The organism is Vibrio maritimus, assembly GCF_021441885.1.
In the GTDB taxonomy this organism is placed as follows: domain Bacteria; phylum Pseudomonadota; class Gammaproteobacteria; order Enterobacterales; family Vibrionaceae; genus Vibrio; species Vibrio maritimus_B.
Window position 1 is genome coordinate 2,080,523 of sequence record NZ_CP090438.1, and the last position, 15,443, is coordinate 2,095,965.

Sequence of the window (15,443 nt, forward strand, 5' to 3'; positions counted from 1 at the left end):
AGCCCAGACTAATCAATGTCAATATCATTCTAGCAAGGGAAGCTTTAAGGAGAGAGTAACAAAGCATTACATATGTAACTGAATAACAGGCAAGAAAAAAGCGGCTTAGTAGCCGCTTAGTTGCATGAATCCTTGAGCCTTGTGAGAGCCGTTAGCCATTGCTGCCCCTTGCCACTGGGGGACAACGAAGTTGACCCAGTTATCTCGTTTACGAGCCTTCACAACAAGGTCAATGCCTTGACTCGGAATACGTAAGCTCCAACTCAAGGGAACACGAACTCCTGATTCGAATTCTGTATAACCAAGTGCTTTGAGAGCGATGTCCTCTGTAGAAATATTGGTAACATTGCCTTTTCTATCCACTATCGCAGCACTGGTATAGGGCATATTATCTTTATAGCGATAACGACTTACCATCAGCGCCTTAGCGTCATCTAGCCACAGAATAAAGTTGTCTTCGCCGACATAATTGGCACCAACTAACTCACTGCCCCACTCCTTGCTCAGCCAGGCTCGACCCTTGACTTTTAGCAATCGACCGTCAGCAAGCGACAAACTTCCCAAAGTTCGCACAAATGGCGTTTCAATGACATAAGAGGCGCGCGGAAGGAGATCGTGTTTAATCTGATAGCCCTTATCACCCAGAACCGCGTAGTTACCAACCGCAGTCAGTTGAAGGTTAATGGCAAACTCTTCTGTCGCGACTTTAAGGTTGCCCGGCAGTGGCTCACTCGATAGTGAGCGCCATGACCAATCGTCAATCCATACTCGGAATGGACGGCTAAGCCCACCAGCTTGGCCAATGCCACCGCGTGCTATGCGTTGGTCGGTAAACATACCCAAATGGCTATTGAGTACGACGTTAGAAATATAGATCTGAGGATCTTGCCAACCAGTCGCAACGCGATCATCACTCGCATAACGGAAGAAACGAAGACGTAACCAATAGATTTGACCCGCCTCATCTTCTAGCTGAGCAACGACTTGCCACCATTCATGTTGAAACTCGGGATGGAAACGAAAATCTCTCGGTAGTACCACTTCCCTATCAGGGAGTACTGGCTCAAATACTTTCTTACCTGGGGAGCCGAAGATAGCATTTATCTGGCTTGTCTTCGTCACCTTGATTCGGTTGTTCTCTGGCTTAGCAAGCCATATCACCGTGCCAGCGACAACGACAATCAACAAACAGACGAAGATAAGTTTCTGCATTCGACTCATTTATAGCGCATCCCTTAACGAATGAATCGGACTGTTTCGAATGAGCTTAAGAACAGGTAATGCACCTGCAACCACCAGCGCGGCCAAAGACCACAAACACGTCCCCAAGTACTGCCAAGGCACGATCTGTAGCTGAAGTGACCATCCAAAAGATTGCTTAATCACAATATCGACAATCAACTGAGCAAGTGCAATACCCAACGGCATGGCAATGGCCGCTGAAATCAAACCAAACACCAAAAGTTGCAAGCCGCCAATTAGGACTAGTTCTTTTCCGGAGACACCAAGACACCGCAAAAGCGAGGTATGCTTTTGACGTGTTATCTCGCCAGCGATAGTTGCAAAGAAGATACCGAACACCGCGATAACTAGGGTGATGTTCCCCAGTGTATCGGCAATAGCAAAGGTTCGATCAAACGTCGTCATTGCTTTGTTGTGAATCGACGTATTATCGTAAATACGTTCGCTACTTAGGCGGAACGTAGACTGCAATCTTTGCTCGACAAACAGAGACTGGGATTTATCGTTAAGAACTGCCCCCAATGCAACATCACCGCTACCAGCAAGATTCGCTAACCAGCGATTTTGAGACAACAGCACTTGGTCATAGGGATTACCATAGTCGTAATACACGCCGACAACATGCCAGTTTTTGCCCAGCGGTGCTCCTAGATTGACATAATCGCCCGGTCTTAAGTCACGCTTCAATGCCATCGACTCACTGATCATCACACTGCGTGAATGATGTAAATGATACCAATAGTTAGGGACAGCAATTTTCACTGTCAGCGCATCCATCTCACCATTGGAATCACCAGTACTCACGACTTGCATCAGTCCTGATTCTGTTGGTATCTCTTCTTCCCAGCGCCACCAGACTCGCTCTACCTCTGGCTGAGCTTCCAGCCAACGGCTCATGCGAACCGCACTGTTATTCGTTGGATAGACGTAGATATCCGCAGCCAATCTTTGAGTCAGCCATCGGTCGGTCGTGTCTCTAAAGCTACCCACCATAGTTTCAACGCCCATATTCGCCGCCATAGCCAGCATGAACGCCATATTGGCAACACCACGATAGCTCATACTCGCCGCTGCATCAGCAAAGAACCAACGAAGTTTCACCCAGCGCAATGAATATGAGAACAGGGTGAATATCTTCCAGGTGATAAATGGGGTGATTAGGGCTACGCTGAGCAGCATTAATACAATGATGGCATAACCGGAGTTTTGCGACTTAGGCGCTTGGTAGATCGCGATCGCAGCAACGCACAACCCACACGCGACAAATGCTTGCCAGGTGAACTCTGCGCCGGTAAAGCGCATTAAGGAAAGGCGCGCAGACAATCGAATCGGCTGCGTCTTAAGCAAGCGGATTAATGGCCAGCCACAAGAAATAATTGCACCCGACAGTGCGAGGACTAAGCTGTAGAGGCTCCACTCCCAACTCCAATCGATCGTCAAACCAATATTCGCGTCATAAAGATCGCTCAAGCTCTGTGAAACCGCAGGGATCAATTGATTAGCAAGTACTAGACCAAATACGTTTCCGCATAGCCAGCTTAAAAAGACCAGGACAGCGAGCTCTAAACACAGCGCCTGTGTCAACTGCCAGCCAGAGACACCCACTTGTCTTAGGTTACCTACCAATGGCTGTCTTTGTGCAAGCGAAAGTGACATTGCTTGATAGAAAATAAAGAGGCCCACTACAAACGACAGCATACTCATTGCTGACAAGTTGGTATGGAACGCAGCTGTCAGTGACTCTAACTCTGACTGCGAGCTACGCGACAGTGTCATCCCATTAGGAATCAACTTTCTTAGCTTCTCCAATTGAGCTGGGCTCATATCGCCACAAGCAATCACAGAGAGACCAGAGGATCGCTTGATCGCGCGAACCAAAGACATGTCAGCAACCACCTGCATCCCTTTGATGCCAGCTTTCTGATCAACCTTCACTGGTCCTAAGACAAGTCCACTATCAAGCGTAATAGAGTCGCCATCTTTCCAACCCTTGTGCTCGGCAAGATCTTGGCTAACAAGGATGGTGGTCGGTACTTTAATCAGGTCTTGCGAAGCGATGTCACCAATAGTGACTCTATGCTTTAGTTGCAGCAGCGAGATAGGATCAGCACCAACAAGGTTGAGTTCTATACCATCATTGGTTGTCACTTTTTGGATATCAAACGGGACGCACTGCTTAAAGCCTTCACGTCGAAGTTGAATATAGAAACCTTGCGGGATCTTAGTTTCCGCATGTTTAGGACGAATGCGATAAGGTACCGGATTAGCAAACAAACGTTCGCCGCTGGCATAGGCTTGTTTGGCGTGGTGATTGATGGCCGTAACGCCCACCAAGAGTGAAACCCCTAGGGTTAAACCAAGCCAGACTAGAAGAATTTGAAGAGGATGGCGACGGTAGTGCCCAAGTAGTGCCTTAACTACGGGCCATAACATGCAATTGCCCCCCTTGAAGGCGAATCGATCCATCCATATGAGACGCCACCTTCTCACTGTGTGTGACGACCAACAGGGTACACTCTAGATGACGAGTCAGTGAGGTAAGAAGGCGCATGACCGCTTCAGCGTTGCGCTCATCGAGGCTTCCAGTTGGCTCATCCGCTAAGAGTATTTTAGGCTCCATATACAACGCACGAGCAATCGCAGCACGCTGCTGCTGTCCACCCGAAATCTCTTCAGGGTAACGACCAAGCAAAGCCATCAAGTCGAGCGCAGACAAAATTTGACGCCATAGACCACGGTCTTCAGGCAAGCCTTTGATCTGACGACAAAAGCGAATGTTATCGGCGATGTTCAAAGTAGGCAACAGGTTAAACTGCTGGAAAATATGGCCAATATTGTTGCGGCGATAAGCCGTACGTTGGCTTTCCTTGGCTTCGTGCATGGCAAAATCTGGGTACCAAATTTCACCGGAATCAACCTTATCAATGCCCGCAATCAAGTTCAGCAAAGTACTTTTGCCAGAGCCACTTTCGCCCATTAATGCCAACTGTTCACCTTGCGACAGGGTTAACTCTGCACTTTGCAGTACGGGATGAAACTCACCACCGTCAATGTAGCCTTTGCTAAGGTCAGACAACTTAAGCATTAATACTCTTTAAACAAACGAAAATTTGGACACTGAATCTACACTAAAAACGCCTCACAAGGAAGGGTAATCACGGAGATAACCTGACTATTCTGCCCCTTCACTGCCAAGGCGAAACAAGGCACCAGTTTGTTACTGTTAGACCTGTCGATTATTCGTGTTTCATTTCATTAAATAGCGATGAAATTTACACCAAGATTTTCTAAAAAGTCTGAAAATTGTGATAAGTTTTAGAGAGATAGTTTATTTGAGGGATACAAATGAAGCGCGTTTTAGTCTTAGGAGCATCCGGTTACGTCGGATCTCAATTAATCCCTATTCTATTAGACCAAGGATACCAAGTCACCGCAGCCGCACGGCAGATTGATTACCTAAAAGCGCGGGTACTGCCCCACTCTCAACTGACATTCGAATATTTGGATCTTGCCGATCGAAATGCCACCCTTTCGTTGGTGCCTCAGTTCGATATCGTCTTTTTTCTTGTCCACGGCATGGCACATGGACATGATTTTCTCGACTACGAGCTCTCTCTAGCTCAAAACTTTCGGGACGCCCTAGAGCTAAGCAACGTCCAACACGTGATTTATCTGAGTGCGATACAGCCGCAAACAGGAAACTCTGAGCACTTAGCGGCACGCAAAGCCACAGGCAAGCTACTTAGAACCAGTAAAGTCCCCATCACCGAGCTTCGTGCTGGTGTTATCATTGGTCCGGGCTCAGCCGCCTACGAAATAATGCGCGACTTTGTTTATAACCTTCCTGTTTTGATTGCGCCTAAATGGGTGGAATCGAAAGCCAATCCAATCGCGCTTGAGAATCTGAACCATTACCTCATTGAACTCGCTAAAGAGACGTCCCCGACTACTGAAATCTACGAAGTTGGCGGCCCAGATACTCTCTCCTACCGAGAGCAGTTTGCGACTATCTGCAAACAAATTGGCAAGCCACTGCGATTATGGGCTACCCCTCTTCTTACACCCAAGATTGCTTCCTATTGGCTCGGCGTCGTTACATCGGTACCATCGAGTATTGGCCGTGCACTCCTTGCAGGATTGGAGCACGATTTCATTGCAGACTCTTCAGCAATTCGACAACGTTTCCCACAGACGTTGATTTCCTACGAGCAAGCGGTCAAAACCAGTATCGAACAAGACGGTAAGTTTATTCGAAGCAATGTATGGGGATTTGAACCAGCGGCACTCAGTCGTTGGCAAGCGGGTTACGGATACTACCCTAAGAAAACAGGCGCGAGCTTCACCACGTCCAAAACCGCCGAGCAACTTTGGGATGTGGTGAAAACCATTGGCGACCCTAAAGACAGTTACTTCTTCGCAAACATTCTGTGGCGTACTCGAGAATGGCTAGATATCTTCTTCGGTGGAGGAAGACCTGTTAGGCGCTCCCCAGATGGACCTGAGCTAAAAGTGGGTGATTTTATTGACTCTTGGAAGGTCATTCGTTGCGAGCAGCCTTATTTCCTATCTCTGTTGTTTGGGATGAAAGGTCCAGGATTGGGTCGACTAGAGTTCACCATCACCGATCACGGAGATAAGAGAGAAATCAACATTAGCGCTTGGTGGCACCCTAAAGGCTTTTTGGGTCTTTTGTATTGGTTTGCCATGATGCCCGCTCACCTGTTTATCTTTAAAGGCATGGTGCGCGCGATTGTCCGCAAGGCGAAATAGAAGCTCACAATTACGCGTTATCAAAACGAAAAAAGCGTAGCCATTTAGCTACGCTTTTCTTGTTAAATCAGTCTACTATGCCTTGAAAGAGAGTGGGATCTCGGCAAGCTGCGTACCTTGATTCAATGGATATACTAGGTACTCGCCGTGGTACTTCACCTTAGACTTATAATCAGTGACTTTATGAAGCATAAAGCCCGCTTCATACGCCTTAGTAATAAACTCTGCGTGGTTACCGCGGATAAACCAACTCATCGGTTTTATGAGGTTCTCGCCTTCAAAACAATCATCACATTGGTTAGCGCATACCGCAAACGAGTTGGCGCCGTCAGTAAAGAACTGCACTTTGCTGCCATCCGTCAGCACTTCTGAAGTACATACCCCCCAACCTGCCGCTTCCATATCATCAATGAACTGCTCAATCATTTTGTCTGTAATTGGAACGATGTCGCCACCAAAAAAGCCAGCATAGTATGCAGAGATGCGCTTAAATGTCGGCTCTAGCATGGAATCATTGCCTTTAGAGCGTCCTGTTTTTTGCCATTGAACTAAGTTGGCACTGGTCGCTTTACCAAAACGTTGAGTCTTAATGGCACGAGTCACCCACCTTACAAGGAAGTGATTGTTCGTTACAGGCGAGTTAATCAGCTTACCTGAAGCGTGCTCTGCCGCTAACTCTTCTAAAGCTGAGTTCACGACCATTTGAATTTCTGAATAATATGCAGACATTATGCTTTCTTTCCCAACGTCCAATACAAGGCGGCGGATAATACCGAACAAATTGCCATTAATGCAATCATTGGCCACTCGGTGCCACCAGGTAAAAAGGCAACAATCGCCCCAACAACAGAGCCGGTACCAAATCGTAACGTACCAGCGAGTGACGATGCCGTGCCCGCCATTGTCGGGTAACCACTTAATAATAACCCCATGGCGTTACTGCCGATCGTCGACAGGGTTCCAACAAACAGCATCACAAATGGCACAATGCCCCAGATACCAAGTCCGAACACACCGCTCACCAGAAGTCCCATCCCAGCAACTAGCTGAACACCGATACCAAAACGCAGCATTCCATGCAGCCCGACTTTCTTAACCAAACGACCATTGATACTCGTCATGATAATCATAGTCACAATATTAAGGCCGAACAGATAGCCAAACTGGTCAGGTGATACGCCATAGATATCAATATAGACAAATGATCCAGCAGTTAGGAATGCGAACATCCCTGCAAATGAAAACGCGCCCGAGAAAATAAGTCCCATAGCGACCGGATTTTGACACAGGCGTAAATAGTTCTTGATGGTCGTTCGAAAACGCAGCGGTTGTCTGTTTTCTGGTGCCAGCGTTTCCGGAATTTTCCACAGCACAGCGGCGATCACCACCACCGAAAAGCCTGTCAGTACCCAAAAAATCGAGCGCCAGCCAAACCAAACAGCCAGGTGACCTCCAATCATAGGCGCGACCAAAGGTGCCAGCGTGATCACAAGCGTAACGAACGACATAGTGCGCGCGAAATCTTCTTTATCGAACATATCACGCACGACGGCCTGAATGATCACTGCCGCCGCAGCACCTGCAAAACCTTGTGCAGTTCGAACCAGAGTCAAAGACTCAATGCTGGTCGTCGTCGCACATACGGCAGACGCAACGCCAAAGAAAAACACGCCAAATAACAGGATTGGTCTTCGACCAAAACTATCAGCAAGCGGACCATGCAAAAGCTGTCCAATAGCAAACCCAGCGGTATACACAGTTAACGTGATCTGCACAGCGCCAGCAGTGACACCCATATCCTGTGCGATCGTTGGCATCGCAGGTAGGTACATGTCAATCGCCAGCGGCGTCAACGCGCCAATAGCGCCAAGCACTAAAAACAGTAACAAACCAAGTTGAGGTGTATTGGGCTGCGATGTGGTTTGAGAACTCATATCGCTCCTAACAAAACGTCGATGAGCCGCATTCCTTGCTTTTATGCTCATGTTTTACTCAACTTCCCGTTGAGTGAGAATGGTTGTGAAAAGGGCCGCGAGAATAGGAAGGTCGTCAGCGTAATACCGAACCGGTGTTAGTGCTGATTAAATTGAAGGCTCGCGACCATTGCATTCACAGGGTGAATCTAAACTTTGTAAATCAAACTATTAGTATTACTTTTTCCAGACTGAGTCAATTTCTTCTTGAGTGAGATAGCGATACTCGCCAGGCTCTAGCATATCATCCAAAACGATGTCACCAACGCTCTCTCGGTGCAAACCTTCAACCTTATTGCCAAGTGCCGCAAACATGCGCTTAACTTGGTGGTATTTGCCTTCATGAATCGTCAGCAGAACTTCTTTATCGTCGATAACCTCAAGCTGCGCCGGAAGAGTCGGTGCTTTTTCATTTCTGAGCTCAATCCCCTCTTCAAACGCTTTCTGATAATTAGGCTGAACAGGGTCTGCCAACCAGACTCGATAAGTCTTCGCACACTTGTGTTTTGGTGAGGTGATTCTGTGAGACCACTGACCGTCGTCAGTGATTAAAACCAAACCTGTTGTATCCACATCTAGTCGACCAGCAAAGTGAAGGTTTTCCATCTTCACTTCATCGAGCAACATAAAAGCGGTGTGGTTAAATCCATCTTCATGAGAACAAACAAAGCCATCTGGCTTAAATAACATAATGTAGCGAGGGCCTTGCATACGAACCTCACGATCCTGCCACTCAACACTGCTCTCTTCCGTAACCTTGAATGCACCACTCTTTTGAATCACACCATCTACGGTCACATCACCAGATTTGATGATTTTTGTGGCTTCTTTACGTGTTGCGCCTAACGCGTCACACAAAAACTTATCTAAACGCATGAATACCTCGTTTTCATTTCGTGGGGTATTATAGAGGGGTTTTTCAAAATGTAGAGTAAAACTGAGCCGTATGTACACGCTTCGACCTTATCAAGCCGACTCCGTTAAAGCCGTTATCCATTATTTCCGTAAAAATGACACGCCTGCTGTTATCGTGCTGCCAACTGGAGCCGGTAAAAGCTTGGTCATTGCCGAACTCGCGCGTCTCGCGCGTGGCAGAGTATTAGTGCTTGCTCATGTGAAAGAACTCGTTGAGCAAAACCACGCCAAATACGAAGGATACGGTCTCAAAGGCTCCATTTTCTCAGCAGGTCTCGGGCGCAAAGAAACCTCTGAACAGGTTGTCTTTGCTTCCGTACAGTCTGTGGTCCGAAACCTAGATGCATTTGCAAATCAATTTTCACTATTAGTGATTGATGAGTGTCACCGCGTACCGGAAACCAAAACCTCCAGTTACCAAAAAGTGATAAGCCACTTATGCGAGATTAACCCTGGCATTAAAATCCTAGGACTTACTGCAACGCCCTACCGACTTGGAGTGGGCTGGATCTATCAATATCACACTAAAGGCTTGGTTCGAAGCGACGAACCCCGCTTCTTTAAAGACTGTATTTTCGAGCTTCCTATTCAATACTTGCTCGACGAAGGTTTTCTAACACCCGCCAAACTGATCGATGCCCCAGTGCTGAGTTATGACTTCTCGCAGTTAAAACCCACCAGCATGGGTAAATACAAAGAGTCGGAGATGGACTTGGTTATCGAACAGTCCAAACGCGCGACCCCACAAATCGTGGAGCAAATCATCCGCTACAGTGAAGATAAACAAGGCGTGATGATTTTCGCGGCAACTGTGCGTCACGCGCAAGAAATCCTTTCTTTATTACCCGAGGATTCTAGTCAAATCGTCATCGGTGACACGCCGACACCTGAACGCGATGACATCATCAATCGATTTAAACAACGAGAGATAAAGTTTTTAGTCAACGTATCGGTACTGACCACAGGCTTTGATGCGCCGCATGTTGATTTGATCGCAATTCTTCGACCAACCGAGTCGGTCAGCCTGTATCAGCAGATTGTCGGTCGTGGTCTTCGTCTTTCTGATGGTAAAACCGAGTGTTTGGTACTTGATTATGCGGGCAACACGTATGATCTCTACCAACCCGAAGTCGGTAATCCAAAGCCAGACTCAGACTCCGAAATCATCACCATTCCCTGCCCTGCTTGCGGCTTCAACAACGACTTCTGGGGCAAACTCGATGCCAATGGCTTTTTGATTGAGCACTTTGGTCGCAAATGCCAAGGCTACTTTACCGATGAAGAGACCGGCGAGCGAGAGCACTGCGACTACCGATTTAGAGCCAAGTACTGTAATGAATGCGGGGCTGACAACGACATTGCAGCGAGAATTTGTCACGAGTGCGATGCAACTTTGGTCGATCCAGATAAAAAGCTAAAAGAGGCCCTCAATCTCAAAGATGCTCTGGTGTTCGAATGTGTTGATATGAACCTTCAAGTCCACAAAGACGACAAAGGAAAAAGTAGCCTTAGAGTCAACTATACTGGCGATAACGATGCGCAAGTCAGCGAGTTTTGGTCTTTGACTACGAAAAAGCAAAAACAAACCTTTCTATCTAAGTTCGTTCGTCCTCATTTAGCCGACAAACATAGAGAGTTTGATGCCACATCGCCGACCAAGGTGGTCAACAACCAGCACAGATTCAGATTACCAGCGTTTGTCATCGCCCGTAAAAGCGGACGTTTTTGGAAAATGCGCGATAAAGTATTTGATGATGAGTTAAACTAAAAAACCGTTCAGGTTTGATTCATATTTCACGTTTTATATTAATACCATGTTCGATAATGCTGAGATCTTGCTATGCCTAACCAAGTGAATAAAGCCCTTGCCACACTTGCTATTTTTACCTCAATAGCGACACCGCTGGTTGCTCATGCAAACTTTTTTTCTGACAACCCAAGCGGCCATGAACTCGTTCAAGATGTTGAAACGGGCGATACGCGTATTGAGTTTGAAGAAGATCAGGACGAGGTCTATGAAGCGGTTCAGCAAGGTCTTATAAAACCTTTTTCCGAGCTGTTTGCGACGGTAGAAAACGACCTTAACGGTCGAGTCATCAAGGTCGAGCTAGAAGAAGACGATGATGAGTGGATCTACGAGCTAAAGCTTTTACATGACCAGGACATCATTAAAGTCGAATACAACGCGGCAACACTGGAGATGATGGAGATCAAAGGCCATAATCTACAACGAGTTATCAAGAAATAACGTTACCAATAAAAAGAGAAAAATAATGAAAATTCTTGTTGTTGAAGATGACCCTAGGTTGGGCGAACAAATTCTAGAAACTCTTGAAAGTGCCGGCTGGGTGCCTGAACTGGCTCAAGACGGTATTGATGCCCTCTATCGTGCGACTTCTGAAGAGTGGGATGCCATCGTTCTCGATTTGGGTCTGCCAAAGATCGACGGTCTTACGGTACTAAAAGGCATTCGAGATGAAGGCATCAATACACCTGTCGTTATTCTTAGTGCACGCGACACCCTAACACAGCGTGTCGAAGGGCTTAATGCTGGTGCTGATGATTATCTAACCAAACCATTTGAAATGATTGAACTCATTGCCCGTATTCGCGCACAGCTGCGCCGCGCATCCGGTAATGCTTCACCCCTTATGCAGATTGGCGATCTCAGCTTGGACACGCGCACATCTAAAGTGATGTGGCAAGGTAGTGCGGTGAGCCTCACCGCTCTTGAATACAAGGTTGTCGCTTACTTTATGCATAATGCAGACAAAGTCATCTCGCGCACAGAGCTTGTCGAGCATATCTACAAACAAGACTTTGACCGCGACTCCAACACCATAGAGGTGTTTATCGGGCGCATCCGTAAAAAGATTGCCCCAAACGTTATCAAGACCGTTCGAGGCCTTGGGTATCAGTTGAATGCCTAACCTTTCTAAAGAAAAGCTGCGCCAAGGCGTTAAAAAGCTCAGCCTCAAGACTCGCCTACTCCTTGCTGCAACCCTCTGGTTATCAGCGATGACCATAGCGGCGGGTGTATCCATACCAGGACTAGTGCGAGATTACTTAATCAGTGATCTCGAAATCCAACTTGGGCACGCGATGGATGAAATCGCCGCCAACCTAGAGGTTAACGATGAAGGTCAACTAGTTCTAGCGACTCGCTTATCCGATCCTCGCTTCAATCAGCCATACAGTGGGCTTTACTGGCAAATCAACACAAAGAGCGACTCTTTGCGTTCTCGCTCTTTGTGGGATAAAACGCTCCAAACCAAAGGTAAAGACAAACGCCCCCACTACTTTGGTGCAAACAATGAAAAGCTCATCGCCATCAAGCGTACTTTGTTCTTACCTGATGTAAGTGACGGCGTCACGATTGTTATTGGACAAGATGAAGACCCTATCGACGATACCCTTGAATCTCTAACTGGAGAGCTATGGCTCATTCTCGGCATCATGGTGCTGGGCATACTCGCACTCATCGTTGGTCAGGTAAGCTGGTCATTACGACCGTTGGGCAAAATGCAGCGCGAGTTAAAACGGTTACGAACCGCAGAGCAGCATTCATTAGATGAGCAGTATCCAAAAGAAATTGCGCCTTTAGTAAAAGATCTTAATGCCCTACTATTCCATTACCAAGAGCTATTGGAGCGAGCCAGACACCACGCCGGTAACTTATCTCATGCCCTAAAGACGCCATTGTCTGTACTTAAAAACGAGCTTGAGAGCTTGTCTGAGGAAGACAGGGCTAAGCTACAACCTCAAATAACACAAATCCAAGCTCAGATTGACTATCACTTGGGACGTGCACGCATGGCAGGTGCAATGAACATCCTTGCGGTAAAATCGTCACCTAGCGAGCGTGTCGACGCCATTTCTCTCGCGTTTGATAAAGTCTACGCGGAGCGTGAAATTGCTCTAATCAGTGAGCTTGATACCGATCTTGGGGTCGCCGTAGAAAAAGCCGACCTAGACGAAATGCTCGGTAACCTACTCGAGAACGCTTACAAATGGAGTGATAGTCTAATACGCGTTCACTCTAACGATATTGATGAATCTGAGGTAGAACTCATTATCGAAGATGACGGACCGGGCATTCCATTAGAGCAATGCCGTGAGGTAACCAAGCGCGGTGTTCGCCTAGATGAAAGCACCCCAGGTACCGGCCTTGGTCTCAACATTGTCTCTGAAATGGCGCACAGTTATCGTGGCCAATTGGAGCTTGGAGAGAGTAAAATGGGCGGATTGCGCGCAGTTCTTAAGCTAAAGCGCGCAAAGGGCGAAAAATAGTAGAGTTATAAGCAATTTGCTATTGCCGAGCCTCACTATGAATGTTAGTATCCGCGCTCGTTTTGAGAGTATCTTTACGATCACTCAAAACGATTAAAGTTTTGACTAGGTCGCTATGTCAAAACGTATTTGTTAATTTTACTATTTTGAGAGTAAAAACTATGAAATTCGAAGCAGTAGTACGTACTGAACTAGGTAAGGGTGCGAGCCGCCGCCTACGTCACGCTGGTCAATTCCCAGCAATCGTTTACGGTGGTGAAGCAGCACCTGTATCAGTTGCTCTAAACCACGATGACATCGTAAACCAAATGGACAAGCCAGAATTCTACGAAGGCATCACTCTAGTGATCGCTGGCGAAGAAGTTAAGGTTAAGCCACAAGACGTTCAACGTCACGCGTTCAAGCCAAAAGTTGAGCACATGGACTTCATCCGCATCTAATTCCCCTACCAAGGAATTAATCGGATTTAATCCAAACCTTATGCATAGAAAGATTCTCGGCCTTACCAACCAAGAATTTTAAAAAATTCGAAACCCCGATGCTACCAACATCGGGGTTTCACCGTTTTAAAAGGGAGCAAAACTCTCTTAACCTCTGGTAAATAAAGACTTTTTACCCTTCCCTCTTCTTCGAACTCCCCTTCACGATCAGTAAAATTACAAAATAATTACAATATACAGTAGTTGAAAACCCCCGTTTCAGCCCCTACCATCAGGCTAGAAAAGTGAATAACCATTCAAAACATTGCCTAGCTGGAAAGCCATTTAGCCAACATACCAACACTCAATAAAGTGCCATTTTTCTTTAAGGGACGTCATTTGGGCTGCTTAATCCGCTTTCCGCTACTTTTTAGTCGCCACAATCTAGCATTCCGGTTACAGTATTAGTGACTATTAATGAGTAGAAGTCACCGCTTGAGTATCTCTTGTAACGTCTCTTTTAATTCAATCGAGTTTGTTGCCTCTTTAACATGGTCTAAAGTCGCTTTGTATCCAATCTTAGACTTAACCCGTACAACGAGTGGCACTAAGGCAGACTCATTACGAGATTGTGTCTCTGAGTTGACTTCTATCCCGAGAATACACTTCTCAGTTAGTACTGAAATACCTTTCTCTAAGTGATCTATCGCATCCAATAGATTGATAATCAGTAGCATTCCCCACGGGTTATAATCTAACTCTCCATGAATATGTGCTTGTTTAGATGAGTAACAATGCCCTTGTGCTTGCATAGCAGACTGAATGGCAAACTCGGGAATCGTAGGGTTTACTTTCCCTGGCATAGCACTTGAACCAGCCTGTACTGCTGGAAGCGTAATTTCCGATAAACCGCCCTCTGGACCGGAAGACATCAGACGCAGGTCTTTCGCTATCTTGAGAATAAAGCCCGCTAAGTTCTCCACCTGGCTCACACAATTAGTTTGAGCATCGAATGATTGGCTGGATTGAAACAAGTTATCGTTCTTGCGAAGCTCTATACCGGTAACGCCTGAAAGTACTGAGATACAACGCTCGGCATAAGCCGCTGAACAGTCACCACTTCGACCAATGATATTACCGCTTAAATTAACAGCCTGAAGGTCATTGCGACACGCTTTAAGGTGCATTTGATAGGTGTGTAGTGATGCTAAGTAACCGCTCCAGAATTGTTTAAACTCAATCGTGACAGCATCCTGCATACAGGTTCTGGCGAGTTTAGAACTGTCGCTGTGATTCGCTATTAAATACTCAAGCGCGTATATCAAGCGCTCGATGGTTATATCTAAGCGGTCAAGGGCTTCAATCGCAGCCAAGTGACTTGCGGTTTGCAAGCAGTCGCTCGTTGAATGATTCATGTTAATGGTATCATTCGGATGAGCGGGAGAATAAGTGCCGTAGGGCTGGGCATAATAACTGTGATTGACAATGTTCGCGACGACTTCATTGACATTCATATTAACGGAAATCCCACCACCACCGTGAAATGCGTGAACGGGGAATAGCTCCCTTTGGTAGTTTTCTAATATGGACTGACAGGTGTTTTCAACGTTCAATGAAAGTACTGGATCCATTTCTCCTATTTCCCTGTTTACACGAGCAGAAGCTAATTTGATACGTAAAACAGCGTTGATAAGTGAAGCGTAGTCGCCAAGTGTTTTTTGATTGTCTACGGGGTACAGATATAGAGCTCGCTGTGTTTGAGCACCATAAGGGAGTAACGCCGGAATTTTCACTTCACCAATATTATCGACTTCGATTCTGTATTGCATGATTT

General features: G+C 46.5%; 13 protein-coding genes. 6 read left to right on the forward strand and 7 right to left on the reverse strand.

Going from position 1 to position 15,443, the window contains the following annotated elements; genetic code table 11:
- Positions 1-105 precede the first annotated feature (105 nt).
- The 3 genes from LY387_RS09550 to LY387_RS09560 are packed head-to-tail and all read right to left on the reverse strand — an operon-like array spanning position 106 to position 4,327.
- Complete coding sequence (locus LY387_RS09550) at positions 106-1,212, reverse strand: lipocalin-like domain-containing protein (protein WP_234493905.1); 1,107 nt, start codon at positions 1,210-1,212, stop codon at positions 106-108.
- 9 nt (positions 1,213-1,221) lie between these two features.
- A complete protein-coding gene (locus LY387_RS09555; protein WP_234493906.1) occupies positions 1,222-3,675 on the reverse strand; it encodes an ABC transporter permease in 2,454 nt (817 codons plus the stop codon).
- Positions 3,656-4,327 (reverse strand): ABC transporter ATP-binding protein, encoded by a 672-nt coding sequence (locus LY387_RS09560; protein WP_042475417.1) that lies wholly within the window; start codon positions 4,325-4,327, stop codon positions 3,656-3,658. Before LY387_RS09560 ends, LY387_RS09555 begins: the two co-directional genes overlap by 20 nt.
- 260 nt (positions 4,328-4,587) lie before the next feature.
- Between LY387_RS09560 and LY387_RS09565 the strand changes: the two genes are divergently transcribed.
- Positions 4,588-6,012 (forward strand): DUF2867 domain-containing protein, encoded by a 1,425-nt coding sequence (locus tag LY387_RS09565; protein ID WP_234493907.1) that lies wholly within the window; start codon positions 4,588-4,590, stop codon positions 6,010-6,012.
- 75 nt (positions 6,013-6,087) lie between these two features.
- Here LY387_RS09565 and LY387_RS09570 read toward each other — a convergent pair whose 3' ends face one another.
- The 3 genes from LY387_RS09570 to rsuA form a co-directional block, all read right to left on the reverse strand.
- The gene (locus LY387_RS09570; protein ID WP_234493908.1) at positions 6,088-6,741 is read right to left on the reverse strand and encodes a DUF2913 family protein; all 654 of its coding nucleotides are present in this window, start codon (positions 6,739-6,741) and stop codon (positions 6,088-6,090) included.
- Entirely contained in the window at positions 6,741-7,946 is a 1,206-nt protein-coding gene (locus tag LY387_RS09575; RefSeq protein ID WP_234493909.1) for a Bcr/CflA family multidrug efflux MFS transporter, read from the reverse strand. The genes LY387_RS09570 and LY387_RS09575 overlap by 1 nt, the downstream gene beginning before the upstream one ends.
- Before the next feature lie 216 nt (positions 7,947-8,162).
- Entirely contained in the window at positions 8,163-8,861 is a 699-nt protein-coding gene (rsuA, locus tag LY387_RS09580) for a 16S rRNA pseudouridine(516) synthase RsuA (protein ID WP_042475411.1), read from the reverse strand.
- 70 nt (positions 8,862-8,931) lie between these two features.
- Between rsuA and LY387_RS09585 the strand changes: the two genes are divergently transcribed.
- The 5 genes from LY387_RS09585 (at position 8,932) to rplY (ending at position 13,630) form a co-directional block, all read left to right on the forward strand.
- Positions 8,932-10,668, forward strand: a complete 1,737-nt coding sequence (locus LY387_RS09585; protein ID WP_234493910.1) for a DEAD/DEAH box helicase — start codon at positions 8,932-8,934, stop codon at positions 10,666-10,668.
- 72 nt (positions 10,669-10,740) lie between these two features.
- On the forward strand, positions 10,741-11,148 hold the full coding sequence (locus LY387_RS09590) for a PepSY domain-containing protein (protein WP_234493911.1): 408 nt from the start codon (positions 10,741-10,743) through the stop codon (positions 11,146-11,148).
- 25 nt (positions 11,149-11,173) lie between these two features.
- Complete coding sequence (locus LY387_RS09595) at positions 11,174-11,830, forward strand: response regulator transcription factor (protein WP_234493912.1); 657 nt, start codon at positions 11,174-11,176, stop codon at positions 11,828-11,830.
- Positions 11,823-13,190 (forward strand): ATP-binding protein, encoded by a 1,368-nt coding sequence (locus LY387_RS09600; protein ID WP_234493913.1) that lies wholly within the window; start codon positions 11,823-11,825, stop codon positions 13,188-13,190. Before LY387_RS09595 ends, LY387_RS09600 begins: the two co-directional genes overlap by 8 nt.
- Before the next feature lie 161 nt (positions 13,191-13,351).
- Positions 13,352-13,630, forward strand: a complete 279-nt coding sequence (gene rplY, locus LY387_RS09605; protein ID WP_042475403.1) for a 50S ribosomal protein L25 — start codon at positions 13,352-13,354, stop codon at positions 13,628-13,630.
- A gap of 467 nt (positions 13,631-14,097) precedes the next feature.
- Here the strand turns inward: rplY and LY387_RS09610 are convergent, their stop codons facing one another.
- Positions 14,098-15,438, reverse strand: coding sequence for a lyase family protein (locus tag LY387_RS09610; protein ID WP_234493914.1), 1,341 nt, complete (start codon positions 15,436-15,438; stop codon positions 14,098-14,100).
- Positions 15,439-15,443: the final 5 nt, after the last annotated feature.